Here is a 22,888-nt window from a genome sequence, read left to right as displayed (position 1 = left end):
AGGCCATCGACTACCACGAATGGTCGTCCGGCTCGTTCTTCGCGGGCCGGCTGGACGGGCTCGGCTTCGGCTACGGCGGCCTGCGGATCACGCATCCGGCGGGCAGCGTCGCGCACACCGAACCGGGGCTCGGCACTACGCGCACCTACGACTACGGCACCTGGACGTCGCCGAAGTACCGGCAGGGCTTCGACGCGACGCAGCTGATCGCGTCGTGGAACGCGCGCACCCCGGCGAAGACGTGGCTGGAGGTGCAGGCGCGCGGCCGGACTTCGGCTGGGGCCGAAACCACCTGGTACACAATGGGCCGCTGGGCCAGCGGGGATGCCGACATCCACCGCACCAGCGTTGACGGGCAGAGCGACGCCAACGCCTCGGTCGACGTCGACACGCTCGCCACGAAGGCGGGCGTCACGCTGCGCTCGTATCAGCTGCGCGTGACGCTGTACCGCGAGCAGGGTTCGCCGACCACGCCGACACTGTCCTCGCTCGGCGCGATGACCTCGAACGTTCCCGACCGGTTCGACGTCCAGACCACTAAACCCGGCCGGGCTCGCGGGATCGAGCTGAAGGTGCCTCCGTTCGCCCAGAACATCCACAAAGGACAGTTCCCGCAGTACGGCGGTGGCGGCGAGGCCTGGTGCAGCCCGACGTCGACCGAGATGGTCGCCGAATACTGGGGCCGCACGCCGTCCGCGCAGCAGATGGACTGGATCCCGGCGGACTACCAGGACCGGTCGGTCGTCTACGCCGCGCGCAACACCTTCGACTACGCCTACGACGGCACCGGCAACTGGCCGTTCAACACCGCGTACGCCGCTTCGCTCGGGTTGCGCGGGCACATCACGCGACTGCACGACCTGAACGAACTCGAGGGCTACATCGCACGCGGCATCCCGGTGATCACCTCGCAGTCGTTCCTGGCCAGCGAACTGGACGGCGCGGGTTACGGCACGGCCGGACACCTGATGGTCGTCGTCGGATTCACCCAGGCGGGCGATGTGATCGCGAACGACCCGGCGTCCAGCTCCGACGGCCGCGTGCGCACGGTGTACAAGCGGGACCAGTTCGAGAAGATCTGGCAGCGGACGAAGCGGCATACCGAGAGCGGCGCGGTGGCTGGCGGGCCGGGCGGGGTCGTTTACCTGATCACGCCGTAATTATTGGCTGGTTCGCCCTGCCGTCACGGCGCTACAGTGCCGTCCGTGACCGAGCCCCCGGACAGCCTGTCGGACCCCCGTGAGCTGCTGCTCGCTTACCTCGACTACTACCGCGACACGCTGCTGCGCAAGCTCGACGGCCTGTCCGACGACGAGCTGCGCACCAGCAGGGTCCCGTCGGGCTGGACCCCGCTCGAGTTGCTCAAGCATCTCGCGTTCGTGGAGCGACGGTGGCTGCGCTGGGGATTCCTGGGCGAAGACGTGGATCCGGTCTGGGGCGAGAACGACCCCGAGACCGGAAAGTGGTCCGTGAGGGCGGACGAATCGGCGGAGTCGGTTCGGGCGCTTTTCCTGGAAGAGTGCGAGGCCTCTCGCGCGATCGTGGCCGGTGCGCAGCTCCAGGACATCGCAAGCGGCGGCGGTCGCTTCGATACTCCGGAGCAGCCGCCTGCGTTGAGCTGGATCCTCTTTCATCTGCTGCAGGAGTACGCGCGGCACGTGGGGCAGCTGGATGTGGTGCGTGAGCTGGCTGACGGGGCGACCGGTGAGTAGGTGGCTCGTGCGTGGCAATCCCGGTTCTAACCGGCATAAACACTCACGAGACCGGGCTATGGCCACATGCGCATGATCCGTGATTAGCTGCCCGCGAGAACGCTGTCGCGGGTGAAAGGTTGTGCGCATGCCGTACGAGGTCCAGGGAGTCGTGTCGCGGGCCAAGGGCCAGCCGGTCTCGCTCGAGACGGTGGTGGTGCCTGATCCCGGACCGGGCGAGGCCGTCGTGTCGGTGCAGGCTTGCGGGGTGTGCCACACCGACCTGCACTATCGCGAGGGCGGGATCAACGACGAGTTCCCGTTCCTGCTCGGGCACGAGGCCGCGGGACGGGTGGACAAGGTCGGCGCGGGCGTCACCGATCTCGCACCCGGCGACTACGTCATCCTCAACTGGCGCGCGGTCTGCGGCACCTGCCGGGCCTGCAAGCGCGGCAAGCCCTGGTACTGCTTCTCGACCTTCAACGCCGAGCAGCCGATGACGCTCACCGATGGCACGAAACTGTCCCCCGCGCTGGGCGTCGGGGCATTCCTCGAGAAGACGCTCGTCCACAGTGGACAGTGCACCAAGGTCGACGAGCGCGCGGAACCCGCCGTCGCCGGGCTGCTGGGTTGTGGCGTGATGGCCGGGCTCGGCGCGGCGATCAACACCGGCGCGGTCGGACGCGGCGATTCGGTCGCGGTGATCGGCTGCGGCGGTGTCGGCGACGCCGCCATCGCGGGTGCGCGACTGGCCGGGGCGACCACGATCGTCGCGATCGACACCGACGACCGGAAACTGCAGTGGGCCAAGGACTTCGGGGCCACGCACACGGTCAACAGCCGCGGTCTGAGCGAGGAGGACGTGGTCGCCGCGATGCAGGACGCGACGAACTCGTTCGGCCCGGACGTCGTGATCGACGCGGTCGGCCGTCCGGAGACCTGGCGGCAGGCGTTCTACGGCCGCGACCTCGCCGGCACCGTCGTGCTGGTCGGCGTGCCCACCCCGGACATGAAGCTCAACGACCTCCCGCTGATCGACTTCTTCTCGCGCGGCGGTTCGCTGAAGTCGTCGTGGTACGGCGATTGCCTGCCGTCGCGGGACTTCCCGATGCTCGTCGACCTGTACCTGCAGGGCAGGCTGCCGCTGGACAAGTTCGTCACGGAGCGGATCGGCGTCGACGGCGTGGAGCAGGCTTTCGAGCGAATGCACCACGGCGACGTACTGCGCAGCGTGGTGGAGTTCTGATCCTTTTCGCCGACGCGGACTATCCGGCCGACCCGTACCCGGGCACGCGGCCGGACTGCTCGTACGTCCACCTCGACGGCGCGGGCCACGCGTTGGACACCGCGCCGCCGGGGTGGCGTTCGCGCACGCCGGTGCTCACGTACGGGTCGAACGCGTGTCCGTCGAAGATCACCTGGCTGCGCAGCCAGCTCGGCCTGACCGGACCGGTCGTCGTGGCTCGTGTCCGGTGCACCGGGCTCGCCGCGGTGTGGGCTGCCGGGCTGCGCCAGCGCGACGGCCAGCGTCCGGCAACGCTCACCGCGCTGCCGGGCGTGGCGGAGGACCACTTCGTCTGGTTCGCGACGCCGGAGCAGCTGGCCGTGCTGGACGTTTGCGAGGGTCGCGGGAATCGGTACGACCTGGCGATGCTGGACAACGCCGACATCCGGTTGGACGACGTGCTGCTTTCCGGGGTGCACGCTTACGTCGGAGCCTCGCCGATCCGGTTTCCGTTGCTGGTCAACGGTTCCCCGGTCCGGGTCGCCGACGTGGCTCAGGCTGACGCGGCGTCGCTCGTCGGCGAACCGGCGGCGGGGCACGGCCTCGCGTGCACCGTCCTGCCGCCGGAGCACACCTTCAGCTGACCGTCCGTGAAGGACTCCTTGAGGGAATCAGATTCCCTCAAGGAGTCCTTCACGGCCAGTGGCAGGGACGGCGCGGATGGTCAGGAAGCCCAGCGGTTCTTGTGCCAGCCGCGCGTGGCGTTCGGGATCGACCGCGGCCGCCGCCTCGGGCGGACGTCCCTCGCGCAGCTGCTCGATCAGAAACCCGGCCTCGCGCAGTTCCTCGCAGGTGCGTTCCAGCGGAGCCAGCCAGTACCGCACCTTCCAGCCGCGGCTCCAGACCTCCTCGACCACCCGGACGTCGAAGTAGTTGCCGCCGTGCCGGAGCCAATCGCCGGTCGGATGCTGCCTCGACAACACCAGCGCACCGCCTGGCCGCAACACCCGGCGGAACTCGCGCAGCGCGCCGACCCGGTCGTCCACGTACTCCAGCGCGAGGGCGAACAGCACCTGATCCACCGACGCGTCCGGCAGCCAGGACAGCGGTTCAGCCAGGTCCTGCACGCGGAATTCGCCTGCTGGTACCCGTTCGCGGCTCAGCTCGACCATGCGCGGGCTGAGGTCGAAGCCGGTCACCCGCGCGCCGCGTGCGGTCAGTTCTTCGGCGTAGAGGCCGGGGCCGCACGCGGCGTCGAGGACGTGCTGCCCGGCGACGTCGCCCAGCAATTCCAGACAGGCCGGGCGGTCGTAGTGCGCGTTGTAGAACCCGTTCTGCGCGTGGTCGAGGAATTCGTCGGCAAACACTTCGTATTGCGGAAAGGAACCCACTGCATCGCTCACCCGCGCCAGTCTGCCCGCGCGGGCGCGTTCAGCCGAGCAGTTTTCCGGGGTTCAGGATTCCGGTCGGGTCCACTGCGGACTTGGCCGCGCGCAGCACGTCCAGCCCGATCCGGCCGATCTCCGCCTCCAGGTACGGCGCGTGGTCGACGCCGACCGCGTGGTGGTGGCTGATCGTCCCGATGCCGATGATCGCCTCGCACGCCGCCGCTTTCGCGCGCTGCCACTGTCCGACGGGATCAGTGTCGTCGCGCGAGGTCAGCACGGTGAAGTACAGCGACGCACCGGTTTCGTAAGCGTGCGAGACGTGGCACATCACGATCGCGCGGCCCAGCGAAGCCACCAGAGCAGCGCGCACCGCGTCGTGCAGTTCGTCCAAATTGGACCAATAGGCGGCGGTCTCCAGGGTTTCCACGCAAACCCCGAGATCCAGCAACGCGTCGCGCTGCCGCGGACCCGAGAACCGGCCGTGCCGCCAAGATTCGCCAAGCACCTTGCCGATCCGCAAGGCCCCCGAACAGCGCAGCATCGCTGAGGTCCGCCGCCGACGCCGAGCGACATCGCCTTCCCAGCCGACAATCAGCAGGCACGGGTTCTTGATCCGGCGCGCCGCCAGATAAGTCTTCAACGCGGTGGTCTTCAGCCCGGCGTTGAGCGAGAACGACACATTCGTCTCGTCCACATCGGACAGACGAGTGACATCCGCCAAGGCGTGGTCCTGCGCGAGCTTCCGCACCGCGGCCGCTCCGGCCTCCCAGCCGTCGACGATCCAGCCCTCGTAATGCCGCTGCTCCGGCAACGGCCGCACCCGCAGCGCGACCTCGGTGATCACGCCGAGCGTGCCCTCGCTGCCGACCGCGAGCTGCCGCAGATCCGGCCCGGCCGCGGACGCCGGCGCGACACCGAGCCGCCACTCGCCCTTCGGCGTGGCCAGCCGGACCCCGGCGACCATGTCCTCGAACCGGCCGTAACCGGACGACGCCTGCCCGGCCGAACGCGTAGCCGCGAATCCGCCGATGGTGGCGCGCTCGAACGACTGCGGTACGTGACCGAGCGTGTACCCATGAGCCGCGAGCAGCCGCTCCGCCTCCGGGCCCCGCACGCCGGCCTGCAGTACGGCGATCCGCGACATCGGGTCCACCGACACCAGCTCGTCAAGCCGCACCAGGTCCAGCACGACCACCGCGGTCTTGTCGCCGCGCAGCGCCGCGACCCCGCCGACCACCGAGGTACCGCCGCCGAACGGGATCACGCCGATGTCGTGCCGCACGCAGACGTCCAGCACGGCCTGCACCTGGTCCGGGTCCGCGGGCAGCAGCACCGCGTCCGGCACCGGCACCTCGTCGCCCGCCCGTGCGTGCAGGAGGTCCAGATAGGACAGACCGCTGGCCCGGCCGAGCCGTTCCCGCGAGTCGAGGAGCACGTGGTCCGCGCCGAGAAGTTCCTCGAATTCGGTACGGACGGGCACAGTCAGCGCGGACTCGGCGACCGGCCTCGGAGAGCTGGTTTTCCCGCCTCGATCCGGGCCGACCTGGCCGATACGCTGGCCTAGCCACCGGACCGCGCGATCGGGCAGACCGGCCGCGGCCGAGCCCTCTTCGGTCCACGAACGCCGGATGCGGTGGTTGATGAGATCGCTCACGACTACAGTGTGACACATGGACGTCAAACGTCACTCCCGCCCGGGAGCGGCCCCCTCCGCGCTCGCGGACGCTCGCAGCCGCCCGACCTCGGCCCGCGTCGCCGACGACGAGCTTCTCGACGCCGCGCGCCAGTGCGTGCTCGCGGTCGGCGTCCGGCGTACGACGCTCGCCGAAATCGCCCGAACCGCGCAGGTCAGCCGCATGACGGTGTACCGGCGGTTCCCCGATGTGCGCAGTGTCCTCGCCGCGCTGATGACCCGCGAGTTCAGCGGCCTGCTGCAGCGGGTGAACGAGTCCGGCGACCACACGGCGCACGCGCGCGACCGCATCGTGCATCTGGCGGCGGCCAGCGTCGGCGCTCTGTCGGCCGATCCGCTGTTCCGGACACTGCTGGATGTCGACGCCGAACTGGTGCTGCCGTACATCGTGGAGCGGCTCGGTGCGACGCAGCACTTCGCCGAGCACGTGCTCCGAAGCCTTCTCGAAGAAGGTCACCGAGACGGCTCGGTGCGCCTCGCTGAGGTGGCCGCCCAGGCACGGTCGGTGCTGCTGGTCGTGCAGTCGTTCGCGTTCTCGCTGCGCCCGGCCACCGCCGACGTCGACGAGGCCGCGCTGCTCGCCGAATTCCGGCACCTGGTCGAAGCGGGGTTGAAACCATGAGCACCGGATCCCTCAACGCGCGCCGCCGCGAACGCGAGCTGACCCGGCTGGTCGACGGCGAGCAGGTCGACGTGCTCGTGGTCGGCGGCGGCGTCACCGGAGCGGGCATCGCGCTCGACGCGGCGGCTCGGGGGCTTTCCGTCGCGTTGGTGGAGGCGCACGATCTCGCGTTCGGCACGTCACGCTGGTCGAGCAAGCTCGTACACGGCGGATTGCGGTACCTGGCCAAGGGCGAACTCGGGCTCGCCCACGAGAGTGCCGTCGAGCGCGGGATTCTCCTGACCCGCACCGCGCCGCACCTCACGCGCGCGATGCCGCAGCTTTTTCCGCTCTATCCCGGTACTTCTGCCGCGCAGCAGGCTTTGATCGCCGCTGGTCTCCGGGCCGGGGACGGGTTGCGGCGGGCGGCGCGTACGCCGTCGTCCGTATTGCCTGGACCGCGCCGGATCCCCGCTGCCGAAGCGCTGGCCTTGTCCCCTGGACTTGCTCCCGCCGGGTTGCGCGGCGCTCTGCTGGCTTACGACGGTGCGTTGGTCGACGATGCGCGTTTGGTGGTCAGCATCGCCCGTACCGCGGCCCTGCTCGGCGCTCGGATCCTCACGCGCTTGTCTGCGGTTTCCTTGTCCGGCAACGAAGCCCAGGTCAGTGACGGCACCTCTTCGTACACCCTTCGCGCGCGCCAGGTCATCAACGCGACCGGTGTCTGGGCGGACACCCTGACTGATTCCGTCCAGCTCCGCCCTTCGCGCGGCTCGCACCTGGTGCTCGCGCCGGACACCGTGCGGGTCGGAGCCACGTCGGTCAACATTCCGGTTCCCGGCGAGACCAACCGGTTCGTGTTCCTGCTGCCGCAACTGGACGGTAGGGTCTACTTAGGACTCACTGACGAACCGGTGTCCGGCGAGGTGCCCGATGTCCCTTCCGTTCCCGAGTCCGATGTGGACTTCCTGCTTTCGACGGCTTCTTCGGTCCTGAACCGCCCGTTGACCGCCGCGGACGTGATCGGCTCGTACGCCGGATTTCGACCGCTCGTTTCCGGTTCTGCCGGACGCAGCGCGGATTTGTCGCGGAAACACGCGGTAATCACCGGTTCCGACGGCGTGCTGACCGTGGTCGGCGGAAAGCTGACGACGTATCGGCGGATGGCCGAGGACGCCGTCGACGCCGCTCTGACGCACGCCGGATTGCCCGCTGGCCCTTCACGTACGGCGAAGCTGCCCCTGCTCGGCGCTGCACCGCGTTCCCGACTGTCGCTTGTGGACGCTCCAGCGCGGTTGGTGGCCAAGTACGGCACCGAAGCACCCCGAGTGGCAGCACTCGGCGAACTGGAACCGGAATTCGCGGCCCCGCTGTGCGCGGCGACGGAAATCACCGCGGCCGAGGTGGTGTGGGCCGTCCGCCACGAAGGCGCGACAACTGTCGAGGACGTCCTCGAACGCCGCACCCGGCTGGCCCTCGTGCCCGCCGACGCCGAAGCCGCGCGGGACCGAGTGGCCGACCTGGTGGAGAAAACGCTGGCCGGACTGTCCTGAAACTTGCCCCGGCCCGCGCAGCCCCTGCCTGGACGGACTACGTGGCTCCGTTCCTGCGAAAGTCCGTGAGGGGAACCCTGAGGGACTCTGATTCCCTCAGGGTTCCCCTCACGGACCTCGGCAAGGCAGCTTGACGCCTCGTTGGGTTTTTGCAACAGTGCGGTCCATGAGCCCGGTGCGGCGTGGCAAGGAGCTTCCGATCCACAACCGGCTGCCGGTGCTGCGCGCGGAGCGCGGGATGAGCCGGGCGGATCTTGCCGAGGCGGTCGAGGTCAATCCGCAGACCATCGGGGCGCTGGAGCGCGGCGATCACTACCCGAGCCTCGACCTGGCGTTGCGGATCTGCGCGGTGTTCGATCTTCCGGTGGAAGCCGTGTTCAGCCGCGCGTCGTTCTCGGACCAGGCGAAGGGGGACGCGTGACGCTGGAGATCGACCGGCTCAGCAAGCGGTTCGGCACGAAAACCGCGCTCGACGGCGTGAGTTTCACCGCGGCGCCGGGCGAGCTGTTCGGGTTCGTCGGCAGCAACGGGGCGGGCAAGACCACCACAATGCGGATCGCGCTGGGCGTGCTGGCCGCGGACTCCGGCGAGGTGCGCTTCGCCGGGCAGCCGGTCACGCACGACACCCGGGCGCAAATCGGATACCTGCCCGAGGAACGCGGTCTGTACCCGAAAATGAAGGTCATCGACCAGCTCGTCTACCTCGCCGAACTGCACGGTCTCAGCACCAACGACGCACACCGCGCCGCCGAACTGTGGATCGCGCGGCTCGGTCTCGGGCCGAGGCGCAAGGACGACATCCAGAAGCTCAGCCTCGGCAACCAGCAACGCGTGCAGCTCGCCGCCGCACTCGTCCACGACCCGGCGCTGCTGGTGCTCGACGAACCGTTCTCCGGCCTCGACCCGCTCGCCGTGGACGTGCTGAGCGGCGTACTGCGGGAGAAAGCGGCAACGGGCGTGCCGGTGGTGTTTTCCAGCCATCAGCTCGACCTCGTGGAGCGGCTGTGCGACCGGGTCGGCATCATCCGCGACGGCCGGATGGTCGCGGTCGGCACCGTGGACGAGCTGACCCGCGACGCCGGACGCCGCTTGGTCGTCACCGCCCCCAGCGCGAATCCCGGTTGGGCGGCAACGGTTCCCGGTGCGCGCGTGCTCGAAGACCGCGGCCCCACGACCGTACTGGAGCTGTCGCCGAGCGCCGACGATCAGGCCGTACTCGCCGCCGCGCTCGCCACTGGCCCGGTGACGGAATTCAGCCACCGCCGTCGCACGCTGGCCGACCTGTTTCGCGATTCGGTCGCCACCCCGGGAGCACCTCGATGAGCCGGATCCGTCCGACCCGCGCGGTGCGGCTGGTGGCCAAACGGGAACTCAACGCACGGCTGCGCACCCGGTCCTTTGTGGTCAGTACCGCGGTGATGCTGTTGCTGCTTTTGGGTTACGTCACGCTGCAGGTTTTCCTCGCCGGAGACCGGGAGACGACTCGCGTCGCACTGGCCGGGCAAGCGCAGGGCATCGCCACGCAACTGGAGAACAACGACCGGCACCTCAAGATCGTCCGGGTACAGTCCGAATCGGACGGACTGACTCAGGTACGCGACGGCGATGTCGACGCTCTTGTCTCCGGCAGCGCTTCGCGGCCGCGGGTGATCGTCAAGTCCACTTTGGATCCCCAGTTGCGGACCGTGCTGGACAACATCGCGCAGCAACAGGTTCTGGACGCTCAGCTGTATTCCGCGAACCTCGATCCCGCTGCGGTGCACCAGGCAGTGTCCGCTACCCACGCCGACGTACAGGCACTCGAACCGGTGGATCCGCAAGCCGGGACGAAGCTCGTGACCGCGATCGTGGTCGCGATTCTGTTGTATATCAGCATCATGACCTACGGGATGTTCGTCGCGCAGGGTGTGGTCGAGGAGAAATCCAGCCGCGTGGTGGAGATTCTGCTCGCGACCGTCCGGCCGGTGCATTTGCTGCTGGGCAAGGTCATCGGGCTCGGCTTGGTCGGGTTGACACAGCTCGCGATCCTCGCCGCGGCGGGTTTGATCGCCGGTGGCGTGTCGGGCGTGTTCTCGATCTCGAGCGTCGCTTTGGGGACGTTGGGCTGGGGTCTTGTCTGGTACCTGCTGGGTTTCCTGCTCTACGCCATGCTGTACGGCGCGGCTGGCGCGCTGGTGTCGCGGCAGGAGGACACGCAGGCGGTCGTCGGGCCGGTGAATATCGCATTGGTGATCGGGTTTGTCGCGGGGATCAACCTGCTGACCCAAGCTCCGCACGGGACAGCTACGCGGGTCGTTTCGCTGATCCCGTTGCTGTCGCCGATCCTGATGCCCGCGCGAATCGCGCTCGGGGCGGTGGAGCCGTGGGAAGTGGTGCTGTCTCTGGTGCTGACGGTGGCGTTGATCGCCGTAGTCACCTGGGCGGGAGCGCGGGTGTATCGGAATGGCGTACTGCGAGTCGGCAGCCGCGTGCGGTTGATGGACGCGTTGCGCCGTTAGGGCGTGGGCTCCGCGTGGTCGTCGGCGAGGTAGCTCTGGTTTACCTCGATCAGCCCGTCGAGCGCGGACCGCGCCTCGGCGAGACGATCGATCGCCGAGGACAGCCGATCGTGCTCTCGTCGCATCGTCGCCAGGGTGCGGCGCGCCTTGCTCGCGCTCGGTTCGGCCATGCACGGCACCATCTCGGCGATGACCCGAGTAGACAGTCCCGCGGCCAGGAAGGCGCGGATGAGTTCGACCCGGCGGACGTGCTCGTCGTCGTAGTGTCGCTGGCCGCTGCCGGCCCGCTCGCTGGACAGCAATCCTTGCTCTTCGTAGTAGCGCAGCAGCCGTCGGCTCACCCCCGTCCGGGCGGCCAACTCCCCGATCCGCATGCCGCTCCCTCCGGTGGCCTGGGCCACACCAGCTTGCCCCTCACATAGATGTGAGCTTTTAGCGTAGCTGGCGGCACCCGCGCCGAGACCGTACGAGGAGAAACCCGTGATCAAATTCGTTTATCTGATCAACCGCGCGAACGGCATGTCCTTCGAGGAGTTCGTCGAGTACCACCGTGACCGCCACGCACCGCTGTTCACCTCGATCCCCGAGGCGCACCGGCATGTGCGCAAGTACACCGTCTCGCACCCGGTGCCCGCCTCGGCGTATCCCGCTCCCGCCTACGACGGGATCACCGAGATCTGGTTCGACGACTGGGCCGGGCACGACGCGTTCTTCGCGTCCGAGAACTACCGGACGCTGGTGAACCCGGACGAGGCGAAGTTCATCGATCTGGCTTCGGTCGGGACTATCGTCTCCAACGAGAAGATCGTGCTCTGAGGGCAGCGTCACTGACCACCGGAAAACGCCAGGACGCACACAACTGGCGGATCCAATTCGAGCATTTCGGTGCGGAGCCGGGAAAAGCCAGCCTCTGCCAGCAATCCGGTCAACTCCTCGACCACGGCGGCCGAAGTGACACCAGGCTGCCGTGGTTGAGATACCAGCGCAACACGCCCTCCTGGACGCAACAACCGGGCGAGTTCGCCTAGCCGGGCAACCGGATCCGGCCACATGGCCAGCGTGTTGACGGCCAACGCGGCGTCGAACGTTCCCTCGCGGAGCGACAGATTCTCCACCGACGCGCACCCCAAACGCACTCGCCCGGCCCGGACTGCCGACCGATTTCGGTGCCGTGCTTGACGAATCATCACCGCCGAGTGGTCGACGCCGACCACCAGCGCCGCCCGCTCAGCCAGCGCGGCCACGGCCACGCCCGGACCGCAGCCGAGTTCGAGGACCCGCTCGGAAGGCTGGATGTCGAGCAACCGCACCGCCCACCGATTCCGGGTCACATTCGACGACCGCCGCCCCATGATCCAGCCCGCGACCCGCCCCGGGACCCCCGTCGGCCGATGAAACTGCGCGATCCCGCCACGCGGACCCCACCATCGCAGAGCCCGTTCCATCACGTTCATGGGGCGAGCAAACCACTTCGAGTACGCTTGAAGTCAAATGACTGCCACCCTGTCCATCGGCGAACTCGCCGAGCGCACCGGCGTGCCGACGAGCGCCCTGCGCTACTACGACGAACTCGGCCTCGTGCGCCCGGCAGAACGGGAAGCTGGCCGACGGCGCTATGCCGAGTCCGCGGTCAAGGACGTCGGCGTGCTGCTCTTCTTCCAAGAAATCGGCTTCACGCTGTCCGAAATCGGTCGTTTCCTGACCGGCGAACAAACCGGCCGACAGGAAATGATCGACGGCAAACTCGCCGAACTGACCGAGCAGCAGCGCCGCATCGAGGCAGCCCGCGCCGCGCTCGAACACGGGCGGGAGTGCCCGGCCAGCGATCCCCTGAAGTGTCCCCGTTTCTGGTCGATCATCGAAGAACGGCAACGCGGCCTGTCGCTGGCCGAAAGCCACGAACGGGCGCACCACCCTAAGACTTCGTAATAGCCCCATACCGCTGCAACGCGACCTGCCGTTCCTCCGCATGGTCGGCGATCGGCTCCGGATACTCCTCCGGACGCTCCTTCAGCACGTGCACCGCTTTCCCTTCCACCCCACGCAATTCCGGCACATACCGGCGCACGTAATCGCCCTGCGGGTCGAACTTCTGGCCCTGCGTGGCCGGGTTGAAGATCCGGAAGTACGGCGCGGCGTCCGTCCCGGAGCCAGCGACCCATTGCCAGTTCAGCTGATTCGACGCCAGATCGCCGTCGACCAGGTGCTTCATGAAGTGCCGCGCACCCCACCACCACGGCAGATGCAGGTCCTTCACCAGGAAACTCGCCACGATCATCCGGACCCGGTTGTGCATCCAGCCCTCGGCCAGCAACTGCCGCATTCCGGCGTCGACGATCGGGTAACCAGTCCGTCCCTCGCACCACCGCGCGAACATCTCCTGCGCGGTTTTCCCGGTGTCGTAACGCATTCCGTCAAACCGGCGGTCGTAGTTCTGCCGTGCGGTTTCCGGGCGGTTCCACAGGACGTCGGCATGGAACTCGCGCCAGCACAGCTCGGAACGCAACGCCTGTGCGCCCTCGGACCGCTGGGAAGCCAGATCGGCCAGCATCGTCCGCGGATGAATCGCACCCCACCGCAAATAGGGAGAAAGCCTTGTGGTGCCAGCATGATCCGGGCGATCGCGTTCGGCAGCATAATCCGCGAGGCCATCGGAGAGGAAGTCGTGCCACACCGACAAAGCGGCGTCCTCCCCCGCTGGCGGCAGTTCGCAATCCACCTCCGGAGATTCCGGCAACGCCGACGACGAAGAAGGCTTAATCCAGTCCACAATAGACACATCGGTGTCCGCCGGACCGGGCCAGCCGTGTTGCGACCAAGCGCGATAGAACGGAGTGAAGACCCGATACGGGGTGCCGTCCGGTTTGGTGACCCGACCCGGCGTCACGGCGTACGAAGAACCCGTCTCCACCCACTGAATCCGATGCTCCGCCAAGGCGGACGCCACAGCTTCGTCGCGCTCACGTCCATATGGTGCGGTATCCGCAGAGACATGCACCGCCGCCGCCCGGATCTCCCGTGCTGCGGCGACAACCTCCTGCGCCGGATCTCCGTGGCGGATCATCAACCGGCCGGACAACGCTTTGTCCAGCTCCCGCAAGGAATTCAACAGAAACGCGATCCGTGGCGAACCGGCGGGTTTGAGCAGCCGGTCGTCCAGTACGTACAGCGCCAGAATGTGCTTGCTGTGCTTGGCTGCTTCGAAGAGCGCGGCATGGTCTCGCAGCCGCAAATCCCGGCGGAACCACAGCACGACCGGCGCTTCCATCGTCATGTAGCACAACGATAAACGCCCCGCCGCGCGAAAGCACGGCGGGGCGTTTCACCAAGCAGAAACTCAGCGCTCCGACATCGGGGTGTAGTCCCGGGACTCGTAGCCGGTGTAGATCTGGCGCGGGCGGCCGATCTTCGTCTGCGGGTCGTTGATCATCTCGCGCCAGTGCGCGATCCAGCCGGGGAGCCGGCCGAGCGCGAACAGCACGGTGAAGAACTTCGTCGGGAACCCGAGCGCGCGGTAGATCAGACCGGTGTAGAAGTCCACGTTCGGGTACAGCTTGCGCTCGACGAAGTAGTCGTCGGAAAGCGCGGTTTCCTCGAGCTTCTTGGCGATGTCGAGCAGCTGGTCGCCGCCCTTGAGCTTGCCGAGGATCTCGTCCGCGGTGTTCTTGATGATCTTCGCGCGCGGGTCGTAGTTCTTGTAGACCCGGTGCCCGAAGCCCATGAGCTTGACACCTTTTTCCTTGTTCTTCACGCGGTTGACGAACGTCGCGACATCGCCGCCGTCGTCGCGGATGCCCTCGAGCATCTCCAGCACCGCCGCGTTCGCGCCGCCGTGCAGCGGGCCGAACAGCGCGTTGATGCCCGCCGAGATGCTGGCGAACAGGTTCGCCTCGGACGAGCCGACGAGCCGCACGGTGGAGGTGGAGCAGTTCTGCTCGTGGTCGGCGTGCAGGATGAACAGCAGGTCGAGCGCCTTCGCGACGTCCGGGTCGACCTCGTACGGCTCGGCCGGGAAGCCGAACGTCATCCGCAGGAAGTTCTCCACCAGGCCCAGCGAGTTGTCCGGGTACAGCAGCGGCTGGCCGACGGACTTCTTGTACGCGTACGCCGCGAGCGTCGGCACCTTCGCCAGCAGGCGGATGGTGGACAGCTCGACGTTGGGCTCGTCGAACGGGTTCAGCGAGTCCTGGTAGAAGGTCGACAGCGCGGAAACGGCGCTGGACAGCACCGGCATCGGGTGCGCGTCGCGCGGGAAGCCGGAGAAGAACGCCTTGAGGTCCTCGTGCAGCAGGGTGTGCCGCTGGATCCGCTCGGTGAAGTCGGCCAGCTGGGCCTCGGTCGGCAGCTCGCCGTAGATGAGCAGGTAGGACACCTCGATGAAGGTGGACTTCTCCGCCAGCTGCTCGATCGGGTAGCCGCGGTAGCGCAGGATGCCCGCATCACCGTCGATGTAGGTGATGGCCGACGACGCGGCGCCGGTGTTGACGAACCCGGGGTCGTAAGTGATGTACCCGGTCTGCGCCAGCAGCTTTCCCAGCTCGATACCCGGCGCGCCCTCGACCGGGTTGACGACCTTGAACTCGTGCTCGCCGTTCGGCAGGCGCAGCGTCGCGGTTTCGCCGCCGGACTGCCCCGCATTCGTCGCGTCGGACATGCAGGTCCCTCTCACGTTGGGCACGGGACGGCGGCGCCTGCAGGTTGCGCAGTAGCCACGTGTTCACGCGAGGAAACACGCGCCTCGCTGCACACCGCCCCGCTGGGTATGAATTCACCACTACGCTAGTCGAAGGGTGGGTCAGTCCGCACTCGCTGCGTTGCCCCAAAAGGCCCCATTGGGACCAGGTTCACACGGTGGCCGCCATCTCCGCCGCGGTCGGCGGCTCCGCCCCGCTGCGGGAAACCGTGATCGAGGCCGCTTTCGCCGCATAAGCAAGCGCTTCGGTCCACGCGCCGGCGTCGAGTGCGGCCAGGTCGCGCACGGTGCGCTCGTGCAGCCAGGCCAGCAACGCGCCCTGCACGGTGTCGCCGGCGCCGATCGTGTCGGCCACCGCGGCCTTCCGGGACGGAACGTGGGCCAGCTCACCGGCCGAAGTGATCACAGACAAGCCGTCCGCGCCCCGGGTGAGCACGACGGCGTCCACACCGGACTCCACCCACGACTTCGCCGCGGCCACCGGGTCGGCTCCTTCGACGAGCCACGCGGCGTCGTCGTCGGAGATTTTCAGCAGCCGCACGTCCGGCAGCCACGACGCGAAGCGCGCGCGATAAGCCGCCGGGTCGGCGATGAGGGCCTCCCGGATGTTCGGGTCGAGCACGGTCAGCGTCCCACGCGCGGATTCGCGGCGCAGAATCCGCTCGTACGCGCTCGCACCGGGTTCCAGCACCATGCCGAGCGTTCCGAGCGACAGCGCGGTGGTTTCTTCCGGCAGCGCACCAGGATCGGAAACCAGCCGATCGGCGGTTCCCTCGACGTAGAACGTGTACTGCGCGGCGCCGCGTTCGTCGAGCGCCACGACGGCGAGCGTCGTCGGCTCGTTGCCGCGCTGCAGCAACGAAGTGTCGACGTTCGAAGCGGAAAGGCGATCCGCCAACGCGACGCCGAACCGGTCAGTGGAAACCCGGGACAGGAACGAGGCGGGCACGCCGAGCCGGGCCGCGGCCAGCGCGACGTTGTATGGACCACCGCCGAGCCGGGGCAGCAAGGCGCGCAGCCCACCGTCCACAGTGGAATCCAACGGTTCACCCGGAACGAGGTCGACCAGCGCCTCTCCACCCACCACGATCACAAGCGGCGAGTGTAGAGGAACCGGCGCTGACAATTCCTGTCCGCGGACGGACAAATCAGTTCTTGTCGAGTCCGCCGAGCAGAAGTTCGCCGAGCGCGGTGAACGCTTCCGCGTCGGACACGTCGGTCCGGCGGCCGAGCACGCCGGTCTGAATGCCTTCGATGATCAGTCCGGTCATTTCGGCCACGAGCCGCGCGTGCACGTCGCGGAACACCCCGTCGGCGACGCCCTTGTCGATGAACGCGCGGATCCGGCGCGCGGCGGCGCGGCTGTTGAGCTGATAGGTGTCGCGGGCCGGGGCGAACGCGGCGATGTCGGCCATGAACTCCGGTGACGCCCGGTTCAGGTGCTCGGAGACGCCGGAGAGGTACTCGCCGATCAGCTCGCGCGCGTCGTCGATGCCCGCGATCCGCTTCTCCAGGCGCTCGGCGGCGTCGCGGAAGAAGTGCGCCACGACCTTGACCGCGAGCTGCTCCTTGCTCGGCGCGAGCGCGTACAGCGTCGACTTCGAGCAGCGGAGCCGGGCGGCCAGGTCGTCGAGCGTGAAACCGGCGAAGCCCTCCGCCAGGAACAGCGCCTCTAGCTCGCGCAGCAGCGCCTGCTGCCGCGCGGTGGGCCGGCGACGGGCTTCAGGGGTGGACATCACGTCACTATCTCCTATCGATCAGGGACAGTCCCGCTCCGCATACGGTACTCTCAATCAGCCGTTAGTACTGTTTTCAGTACCGCCGCGTTCTGGGAGGAACCATGCCGGTCGACCGTCTGCTGCCGACGCCGGAGTCCGAGGATCTGCTCGCGCTCGTCACGGAAATCGCCCGTGACGAGCTGAAACCGCGCGCCGCAGCCGACGAGGAGGCCGAAAACTTCCCGCGCGACCTGTTCGCCCTGATCGGCAAGTCCGGCCTGCTTGGCCTGCCGTACCCGGAGCGCTGGGGCGGGGCCGAGCAACCGTACGAGGTCTATCTGCAGGCACTGGAGGAGATCGCCGCCGCGTGGATGAGCGTCGGCGTGGGGCTGTCGGTGCACACGATGTCCTGCTACGCCCTCGCGAACTACGGCACGGAAGAACAGCAGGACCGCTGGCTGCCGGACATGCTGGGCGGCTCGCTGCTCGGCGCGTACGCCCTGTCGGAAACACAGGCCGGCTCGGACGCGGCGGCACTGTCCACCCGCGCGCGGCTATCCGAGGACGAGTACGTCGTCAACGGCACGAAAGCGTGGATCACCCACGCCGGCGTCGCGGACTTCTACACGACGATGGTCCGCACGAGCGACGACGGCGGCCACGGCATCTCGTGTCTCCTGGTCGACTCGTCGACTCCGGGTCTCTCGGCGGCCCCGCGCGAGCGGAAGATGGGCCTCACCGGGTCGCCGACGGCGCAGATGCTGTTCAACAACGCCCGGGTCCCGGCGGACCGGCTCATCGGCGGCGAGGGCGCGGGCCTGAAGATCGCTTTGGCGTCGCTCAGCTCCGGCAGGCTCGGGATCGCCGCGTGCGCGGTGGGCTTGGCGCAGGCGGCGCTGGACGAGGCCGTGGAGTACGCGAAGGGACGCACGCAGTTCGGCCGCCCGATCGTGGATTTCCAGGGCATGGAGTTCCTGCTGGCCGACATGGCGGCGACGGTCGAATCAGCCCGTGCGACCTACCTGGACGCTGCCCGTCGACGCGACCGCGGACTGGACTTCCAGCGGCAATCGTCGATCGCGAAACTGGTGGCGACGGACGGCGCGATGAAGGTGACGACGGACGCGGTGCAGGTGCTCGGCGGGGCGGGATATACCAAGGACTTCCCGGTGGAGCGGTACATGCGGGAGGCGAAGGTGCCGCAGATCTTCGAGGGGACGAACCAGATTCAGCGGATGGTGATCGCTCGTTCGCTGAAGAACGCCTAGTCCGGACGGTTGTCATAAGCCGCGCGGGCCGCCTGGACGCGGCCCGCGTTGGCTTTCGACCAGTCCGCGATCGCGCCGGTCAACGCGCCGACGTCCCTTCCGAGATCGGTGAGCGCGTACTCCACGCGCGGCGGAATCGTCGGGTAGATGGTGCGGCTGACCAGCCCGTCGCGTTCGAGGTTGCGCAGCACCTGGGTGAGCGATTTCTGCGTCACGCCCTCGACGCCTCGACGCAGTTCGGTGAAGCGCAATGGCCGTTCGTACTGCCGGAGCAGGCCCAGGACGTAGAGCGTCCATTTGTTGGCCAGCACGTCCATCACGGTGCGCGACGGGCACGCTTTCGCATACTTGGTATCCATTGGGTACCTATAGATCGTTGAGGTGCCTTCTTCACAAACGATACCGGCGGCGCGCAGGATCGGTGCATGGTCTTGGTTACCGGTGCTACTGGCAAAATCGGCAGCGAAGCAGTCCGGCTGCTCGGGCCGGTCCGGACGCTCGTCCGCACCCCGTCCGGCGGTGCCGACGAAGTCGTCGGCGATTTCGACCGTCCGGACACTCTCGACGCGGCCCTGCGCGGCGTCGACACTCTGCTACTGATCGGGCCTGCGGTGGAGTCGCAGATCGCGGTTCTCGACCGCGCGGCCGCGCACGGCGTGCGGCACGTTGTCCGGATCACCAACCACAAGTCCTACGTTGATTCACCAGTCGCCCGGCGGCGAGCGCACGCGCGGATCGACGCGCACCTCAAGGCGTCGGGGATGGAGTACACGCTTCTCGCGCCGAACTTCTTCATGCAGAATCTGCTGGCCCTCGCGCCGGAGATCGCGGCAACCGGCGGCTTTTCGGGGTCCGCGGGCGAGGGCCGGATCGGGATGATCGACGCCCGAGACGTCGCCGCGGCGGCTGCTGCGATCGCCGCGGCTCCGACGGAGCATGCCGGGCGGACGTATCTGCTGACTGGGCCGGACCTGGTCACCTTCGCCGATGTGGCGCGGGAATGGGCTTCGGCGACAGGTCAGCCGGTGGAGTATCGGCGGATCTCGGCTGAGGAGCATTGCGCGGCGATGGTCGCGAACGGGGTGCCGGAGGCGGAGTCGAACGCGCAGGTTTTCGGCTTGCTGGCGGAGGGCGACGGGGCTTGGCTGAGCGAGGATTTCGCCGCGGTCACCGGTGGCGCGCCGCGGGGGTTGCGGACGTTCCTCGCGGACTGTGTTGGCGGAAAGTGTCGTACCCCTCGCTTACCGTGAGCGGCATGGACACCAGGACACTTCCGCGGCAACTGCTCTCGATCAAGGAATACCTCGCACTCGGCGAGGTCGAGCCGGGTTTCACCGAACTCGTCGAAGGCCGTCTGGTGTTCTCGCCGAGCCCCGGTGCTTGGCACAACCACGCGACGTACGCACTGGCTTTCCAGCTGCACGAGCAACTGTCGGACGACTTTTACGTGGTGCCGCGCGTCGATATCGATCTGGGTCTCGCGCCGGACGGGGCACCGGGTTTCTCCCGATGCCCCGATCTCCTGGTCACCACGTCGGGCGCAATCGCCCGGACTCGCGAGGAGGACATCCTCCGCGCCGAAGACCTCGTCCTGGTGGTCGAAGTCGCGGCGCCGGATTCGAAGCGCACCGACTACGTCACGAAGCACCAGGAGTACGCCGACGCCGGAATCCCGTTCTACTGGATCCTCGATCTCGACGACCCGGTCTCCCTCGTCACCTGTCGTCAGGACGGGAAGCTCGGCTACCAGAACTCCCCAGCCGTCACCGGGAAATTCCGCGCCGCCGAGCCGTTCCCTTTCGAACTGGATCCCACCGCCCTGCTTCGGTGAGGTCCAGCTCGAAAGCCTCAACCGTTCAGCGAGTTTCCCGGTACCGTCGATCCTTCGACACACCCTCGCCGGTCGTCTCGTCGAAGTGGTAGACCTCCTGGCCCCGCACGAACACCCGCATCGCGCGGTTCATCACGTCCAGCGGGTCGCCCGACCACAGCACCACGTCCGCGTCCAGACCGGGCGTCAGCGTGCCGATCCGGTCGTCCAGGCCGAGCATCTGCGCCGGGTGCAGCGTCAGTGCCTTCAAAGCGGTCTCCGGGTCGAGACCGTCCTTCACCGCCAGAGCGGCTTGGTACACCAGGAAGTTGATCGGGACTACCGGGTGGTCAGTGGTGATGGAAATACGAACCCCGGCCCGCGCGAGAATCCCCGCCGAACGGAGGCTTCGGTTGCGCAGTTCCACCTTGGACTTCGTGGTGAACAGCGGGCCGAGGATCACCGGGACGTCGCGTTCGGCCAGCAGGTCCGCGATCAGGTGGCCTTCGGTGCCGTGGTTGATCACCAGTTTGTAGCCGAACTCGTCGGCGAGCCGGATCGCGGTCACCATGTCGTCGGCGCGGTGCACGTGCTGGTCCCAGTACAGCTCGCCGTCCAGGACCTTCGCCAGCGTTTCGTTGGTCAGGTCCGTTTCGAACGGCTTGCCCTCGGCCAGCGTGTGATCGCGCTTCGCCTGGTAGTTGCGCGCCTTCGTGAACGCCTCGCGCAGGATCGCGGCCACGCCGAGCCTCGTCGACGGGGTGACCTTTCTATCGCCGTAGACCCTTTTCGGGTTCTCGCCCAGCGCGCTCTTCACGCTCACGTGCTCGGCGAACGTCATGTCCAGAATGGAGCGGCCCCACGTCTTCACGCCGATGGTCTGGCCGCCGATCGGGTTGCCCGACCCCGGCTTGATCACCACGCTCGTGACGCCGCCGGACAGCGCGTCGTCGAAGCCAGGCTCGTACGGGTCGATCCCGTCGACCGCGCGGAAGCGCGCGCCGTTCGGGTCGGTCATTTCGTTGGTGTCGTTGCCCGACCAGCCCTCGCCCTCCTCGTGCACGCCGAGGTGCGCGTGCGCGTCGACGAATCCCGGCAGGACCCAGCTGCCGGACGCGTCCACCAGCTCCGCGTCCTCTGGGATCTCGACGTCGGCCTCAGTCCCGACATGGGTGATCCGGCCGTCTTCGATGAGCACAGTGCCGCCCTCGATCGGAGCGGCGCCGACGGGGACCACATAGCCCCCGACAATCGCCTTGTAAGCCATAGTTTGACACGCTAACGAACTCACCCGGGTTCGCGCATCCGGGGTTTTTCCAGGTGCACCAACTGATAGTCCGCCTCCGGCGAGCGGTGCGTCTCGCGGTAACCGAGCTTTCGGTACAAATAGAGCGGTCCGGCCGAACGCTCGCCGGTGCACAGCCGGAACACCGTCACCTCCGCCGGGGTCGCCTCCTCCGCGGCCGCCAGCAGCGCGGTACCGAGTCCCTCGCCTTGGCGATCCGGCGCCACGACGAACCGGCCGATCTCGCCGACCGGACCGTCCGCTCGCATCCGCACGGCCGCCACGAGCCGGCCGTCGTCGCGGAAACCCCAGATCGCGATCGACGGGTCGGCGAGCGCCGCGCGCACGTCGTCGAGGGTGTCCATCAGCGGCGGCAGGTCGAAGTTCTGGTGCGCCCGCGCCTCGGTGAGGTATGCCGCCTGCTGCAGGGTCAACAGCTCCCCCGCGGCGGTGTCGGTCAGCAGCTCGAGCTTCACGGGACCCGGATTCCCCAGCTGCCGGTCCACGACGTGGCCGGCTCCAGTTCGATCAGGTCGGTGCGGGTGTTGAGCGCGTCCGCCGGGCAGGTCATCGGCTCGATCGCCACCGCGCGGCCGCGGCCGGTCAGGTCGTCCGGCGTGAACACCTGCACCCAGCGGAAGTCCGGGCCGGTCCAGACGACCAGCTGGCGGTCGCCGTGGGACAGCACGTGGTGATGAGTCCCGTCGGCGGCCAGTTCCAGCCCGCCGAACGCGGTGTCCAAGTCGACGCCCTCCAGCACGCGCCCCTGGCGGAAGTCGTACTCGGTGCCTTCGACGTCCTGCTCGTCCGCGTACGGCATCTGCTGATCGCCCTCGTACGGCCGGACGCGCGTGGCGGGCAGCGTGAGAGTCAGCTCGTCGGTGGGCGCGTCGCCGATCCGGAAGTACGGGTGGGTCCCGACGCCGACGCCGATCGGCTTCTCCCCCTCGTTGCGGATCTCGTGGGTGATGACGAGTTCGCGCGGCTGCAGGTCGTAGGTGATCGTCGCGCGCAGCGGGACCGGCCAGCCGGGCTGCACCTCGACGTCAATGGCGAGCGTGATCGACGTTTCGGCGTGCTCCACCAGCTCCCATTCCAGGTGCCGGGTCAGGCCGTGGATGGCGTTGCCGCGCGCTTCCTCGGTGATCTCCAACTGCTGCTCTTCGCCCTCGAACTCCCACTTGCCGCCCTTGGTCCGGTTCGGCCACGGCAGCAGCACCTGGCCGAGCCCCTTCGGCGGCTTCTCGTCCTCGGCGAACGTCTCGACGTACGGCACTCCGCTGATCTCGAACGCGCGCAGTCCGGCACCGATCTCGGTGACGACGGCGCGCGCGTTGCCGCGGGTGATCTCGAACTGCTCTCCGGTGGGGTTCGCCATGGCGCTGAGGTTACCGATCGGCCGCGCCGGGCGGGCACGGCTCGAAACTAACTAGACCGGTCGTCATAGTTTGAGCTACGGTGGACG

At 68.1% G+C, this 22,888-nt stretch carries 26 protein-coding genes; 14 read left to right on the top strand and 12 right to left on the bottom strand.

The window, feature by feature from the left end; translation table 11 throughout:
- From D0D37_RS27005 to D0D37_RS26990, 4 genes are all read left to right on the top strand, one after another.
- Window positions 1–1,160 (top strand): peptidase C39 family protein (locus D0D37_RS27005; RefSeq protein WP_162834488.1); only part of this gene is annotated, 1,160 nt, incomplete at its 5' end.
- Between the two features lie 45 nt (window positions 1,161–1,205).
- Window positions 1,206–1,712, top strand: coding sequence for a DinB family protein (locus D0D37_RS27000; RefSeq protein ID WP_208720160.1), 507 nt, complete (start codon window positions 1,206–1,208; stop codon window positions 1,710–1,712).
- Window positions 1,713–1,839: 127 nt separating this feature from the next.
- Complete coding sequence (locus tag D0D37_RS26995) at window positions 1,840–2,937, top strand: S-(hydroxymethyl)mycothiol dehydrogenase (RefSeq protein WP_116203406.1); 1,098 nt, start codon at window positions 1,840–1,842, stop codon at window positions 2,935–2,937.
- A 92-nt stretch (window positions 2,938–3,029) separates the two neighbouring features.
- Entirely contained in the window at window positions 3,030–3,560 is a 531-nt protein-coding gene (locus tag D0D37_RS26990; RefSeq protein WP_116203405.1) for a gamma-glutamylcyclotransferase, read from the top strand.
- A 27-nt stretch (window positions 3,561–3,587) separates the two neighbouring features.
- On the opposite strand, the gene D0D37_RS26985 is transcribed toward D0D37_RS26990, so the two are convergent.
- Both D0D37_RS26985 and D0D37_RS26980 read right to left on the bottom strand, forming a co-directional pair.
- A complete protein-coding gene (locus D0D37_RS26985; RefSeq protein WP_116203404.1) occupies window positions 3,588–4,319 on the bottom strand; it encodes a class I SAM-dependent methyltransferase in 732 nt (243 codons plus the stop codon).
- Window positions 4,320–4,347: 28 nt separating this feature from the next.
- Complete coding sequence (locus D0D37_RS26980; RefSeq protein ID WP_208720159.1) at window positions 4,348–5,958, bottom strand: FAD-binding oxidoreductase; 1,611 nt, start codon at window positions 5,956–5,958, stop codon at window positions 4,348–4,350.
- A 16-nt stretch (window positions 5,959–5,974) separates the two neighbouring features.
- On the opposite strand from D0D37_RS26980, the gene D0D37_RS26975 reads away from it, so the two are divergent.
- From D0D37_RS26975 to D0D37_RS26955, 5 genes are all read left to right on the top strand, one after another.
- Window positions 5,975–6,619, top strand: a complete 645-nt coding sequence (locus D0D37_RS26975; RefSeq protein WP_116203403.1) for a TetR/AcrR family transcriptional regulator — start codon at window positions 5,975–5,977, stop codon at window positions 6,617–6,619.
- A complete protein-coding gene (locus tag D0D37_RS26970) occupies window positions 6,616–8,151 on the top strand; it encodes a glycerol-3-phosphate dehydrogenase/oxidase (protein WP_116203402.1) in 1,536 nt (511 codons plus the stop codon). Before D0D37_RS26975 ends, D0D37_RS26970 begins: the two co-directional genes overlap by 4 nt.
- A 166-nt stretch (window positions 8,152–8,317) precedes the next feature.
- On the top strand, window positions 8,318–8,572 hold the full coding sequence (locus D0D37_RS26965; protein WP_116203401.1) for a helix-turn-helix transcriptional regulator: 255 nt from the start codon (window positions 8,318–8,320) through the stop codon (window positions 8,570–8,572).
- 2 nt (window positions 8,573–8,574) lie between these two features.
- Window positions 8,575–9,474 (top strand): ABC transporter ATP-binding protein, encoded by a 900-nt coding sequence (locus D0D37_RS26960; protein ID WP_208720161.1) that lies wholly within the window; start codon window positions 8,575–8,577, stop codon window positions 9,472–9,474.
- Window positions 9,471–10,649 carry an ABC transporter permease gene (locus D0D37_RS26955; protein ID WP_116203399.1) on the top strand — a complete coding sequence of 393 codons (1,179 nt, stop codon included), beginning with the start codon at window positions 9,471–9,473 and terminating at the stop codon, window positions 10,647–10,649. Before D0D37_RS26960 ends, D0D37_RS26955 begins: the two co-directional genes overlap by 4 nt.
- On the opposite strand, the gene D0D37_RS26950 is transcribed toward D0D37_RS26955, so the two are convergent.
- Window positions 10,646–11,023, bottom strand: a complete 378-nt coding sequence (locus D0D37_RS26950) for a MerR family transcriptional regulator (RefSeq protein ID WP_116203398.1) — start codon at window positions 11,021–11,023, stop codon at window positions 10,646–10,648. The two genes, D0D37_RS26955 and D0D37_RS26950, sit on opposite strands and share 4 nt — an antisense overlap.
- Before the next feature lie 106 nt (window positions 11,024–11,129).
- Here D0D37_RS26950 and D0D37_RS26945 point away from each other — a divergent pair, with 106 nt between their 5' ends.
- The gene (locus tag D0D37_RS26945) at window positions 11,130–11,465 is read left to right on the top strand and encodes an EthD domain-containing protein (RefSeq protein ID WP_116203397.1); all 336 of its coding nucleotides are present in this window, start codon (window positions 11,130–11,132) and stop codon (window positions 11,463–11,465) included.
- Window positions 11,466–11,473: 8 nt separating this feature from the next.
- Here the strand turns inward: D0D37_RS26945 and D0D37_RS26940 are convergent, their stop codons facing one another.
- Entirely contained in the window at window positions 11,474–12,103 is a 630-nt protein-coding gene (locus tag D0D37_RS26940; RefSeq protein ID WP_116203396.1) for a class I SAM-dependent methyltransferase, read from the bottom strand.
- Window positions 12,104–12,140: 37 nt separating this feature from the next.
- Between D0D37_RS26940 and D0D37_RS26935 the strand changes: the two genes are divergently transcribed.
- On the top strand, window positions 12,141–12,578 hold the full coding sequence (locus tag D0D37_RS26935) for a MerR family transcriptional regulator (RefSeq protein WP_116203395.1): 438 nt from the start codon (window positions 12,141–12,143) through the stop codon (window positions 12,576–12,578).
- Here D0D37_RS26935 and D0D37_RS26930 read toward each other — a convergent pair.
- The 4 genes from D0D37_RS26930 to D0D37_RS26915 all read right to left on the bottom strand — a co-directional run bounded on the left by D0D37_RS26930 (window position 12,565) and on the right by D0D37_RS26915 (window position 17,078).
- Window positions 12,565–13,923, bottom strand: coding sequence for a cryptochrome/photolyase family protein (locus tag D0D37_RS26930; protein ID WP_116203394.1), 1,359 nt, complete (start codon window positions 13,921–13,923; stop codon window positions 12,565–12,567). The genes D0D37_RS26935 and D0D37_RS26930 overlap by 14 nt on opposite strands.
- 63 nt (window positions 13,924–13,986) lie before the next feature.
- The gene (locus D0D37_RS26925) at window positions 13,987–15,303 is read right to left on the bottom strand and encodes a citrate synthase (protein ID WP_116203393.1); all 1,317 of its coding nucleotides are present in this window, start codon (window positions 15,301–15,303) and stop codon (window positions 13,987–13,989) included.
- A 190-nt stretch (window positions 15,304–15,493) separates the two neighbouring features.
- Window positions 15,494–16,435: a carbohydrate kinase family protein gene (locus D0D37_RS26920; protein WP_116203392.1), complete on the bottom strand. Its 942-nt coding sequence runs from the start codon at window positions 16,433–16,435 to the stop codon at window positions 15,494–15,496.
- A 55-nt stretch (window positions 16,436–16,490) separates the two neighbouring features.
- Window positions 16,491–17,078 carry a TetR/AcrR family transcriptional regulator gene (locus D0D37_RS26915; RefSeq protein WP_037369544.1) on the bottom strand — a complete coding sequence of 196 codons (588 nt, stop codon included), beginning with the start codon at window positions 17,076–17,078 and terminating at the stop codon, window positions 16,491–16,493.
- A 104-nt stretch (window positions 17,079–17,182) separates the two neighbouring features.
- Here D0D37_RS26915 and D0D37_RS26910 point away from each other — a divergent pair, with 104 nt between their 5' ends.
- Window positions 17,183–18,328 carry an acyl-CoA dehydrogenase family protein gene (locus D0D37_RS26910; protein ID WP_116203391.1) on the top strand — a complete coding sequence of 382 codons (1,146 nt, stop codon included), beginning with the start codon at window positions 17,183–17,185 and terminating at the stop codon, window positions 18,326–18,328.
- On the opposite strand, the gene D0D37_RS26905 is transcribed toward D0D37_RS26910, so the two are convergent.
- The gene (locus tag D0D37_RS26905; RefSeq protein ID WP_116203390.1) at window positions 18,325–18,687 is read right to left on the bottom strand and encodes a winged helix-turn-helix transcriptional regulator; all 363 of its coding nucleotides are present in this window, start codon (window positions 18,685–18,687) and stop codon (window positions 18,325–18,327) included. The genes D0D37_RS26910 and D0D37_RS26905 overlap by 4 nt on opposite strands.
- 66 nt (window positions 18,688–18,753) lie before the next feature.
- On the opposite strand from D0D37_RS26905, the gene D0D37_RS26900 reads away from it, so the two are divergent.
- Window positions 18,754–19,578, top strand: a complete 825-nt coding sequence (locus D0D37_RS26900) for an NmrA family NAD(P)-binding protein (protein ID WP_116203389.1) — start codon at window positions 18,754–18,756, stop codon at window positions 19,576–19,578.
- 5 nt (window positions 19,579–19,583) lie between these two features.
- Complete coding sequence (locus D0D37_RS26895; RefSeq protein ID WP_116203388.1) at window positions 19,584–20,159, top strand: Uma2 family endonuclease; 576 nt, start codon at window positions 19,584–19,586, stop codon at window positions 20,157–20,159.
- A 25-nt stretch (window positions 20,160–20,184) separates the two neighbouring features.
- Here the strand turns inward: D0D37_RS26895 and D0D37_RS26890 are convergent, their stop codons facing one another.
- The 3 genes from D0D37_RS26890 to D0D37_RS26880 are packed head-to-tail and all read right to left on the bottom strand — an operon-like array spanning window position 20,185 to window position 22,801.
- Window positions 20,185–21,405, bottom strand: coding sequence for an amidohydrolase (locus D0D37_RS26890; protein WP_116203387.1), 1,221 nt, complete (start codon window positions 21,403–21,405; stop codon window positions 20,185–20,187).
- Window positions 21,406–21,425: 20 nt separating this feature from the next.
- Window positions 21,426–21,899, bottom strand: a complete 474-nt coding sequence (locus tag D0D37_RS26885) for a GNAT family N-acetyltransferase (RefSeq protein WP_425266972.1) — start codon at window positions 21,897–21,899, stop codon at window positions 21,426–21,428.
- Window positions 21,896–22,801 (bottom strand): aldose 1-epimerase family protein, encoded by a 906-nt coding sequence (locus D0D37_RS26880; protein ID WP_116203385.1) that lies wholly within the window; start codon window positions 22,799–22,801, stop codon window positions 21,896–21,898. Before D0D37_RS26880 ends, D0D37_RS26885 begins: the two co-directional genes overlap by 4 nt.
- Between the last annotated feature and the right edge of the window lie 87 nt (window positions 22,802–22,888).

Source organism: Amycolatopsis circi (assembly GCF_003385235.1).
Lineage (GTDB): Bacteria > Actinomycetota > Actinomycetes > Mycobacteriales > Pseudonocardiaceae > Amycolatopsis > Amycolatopsis circi.
This window is presented reverse-complemented; position numbering and strand designations above follow the sequence as displayed.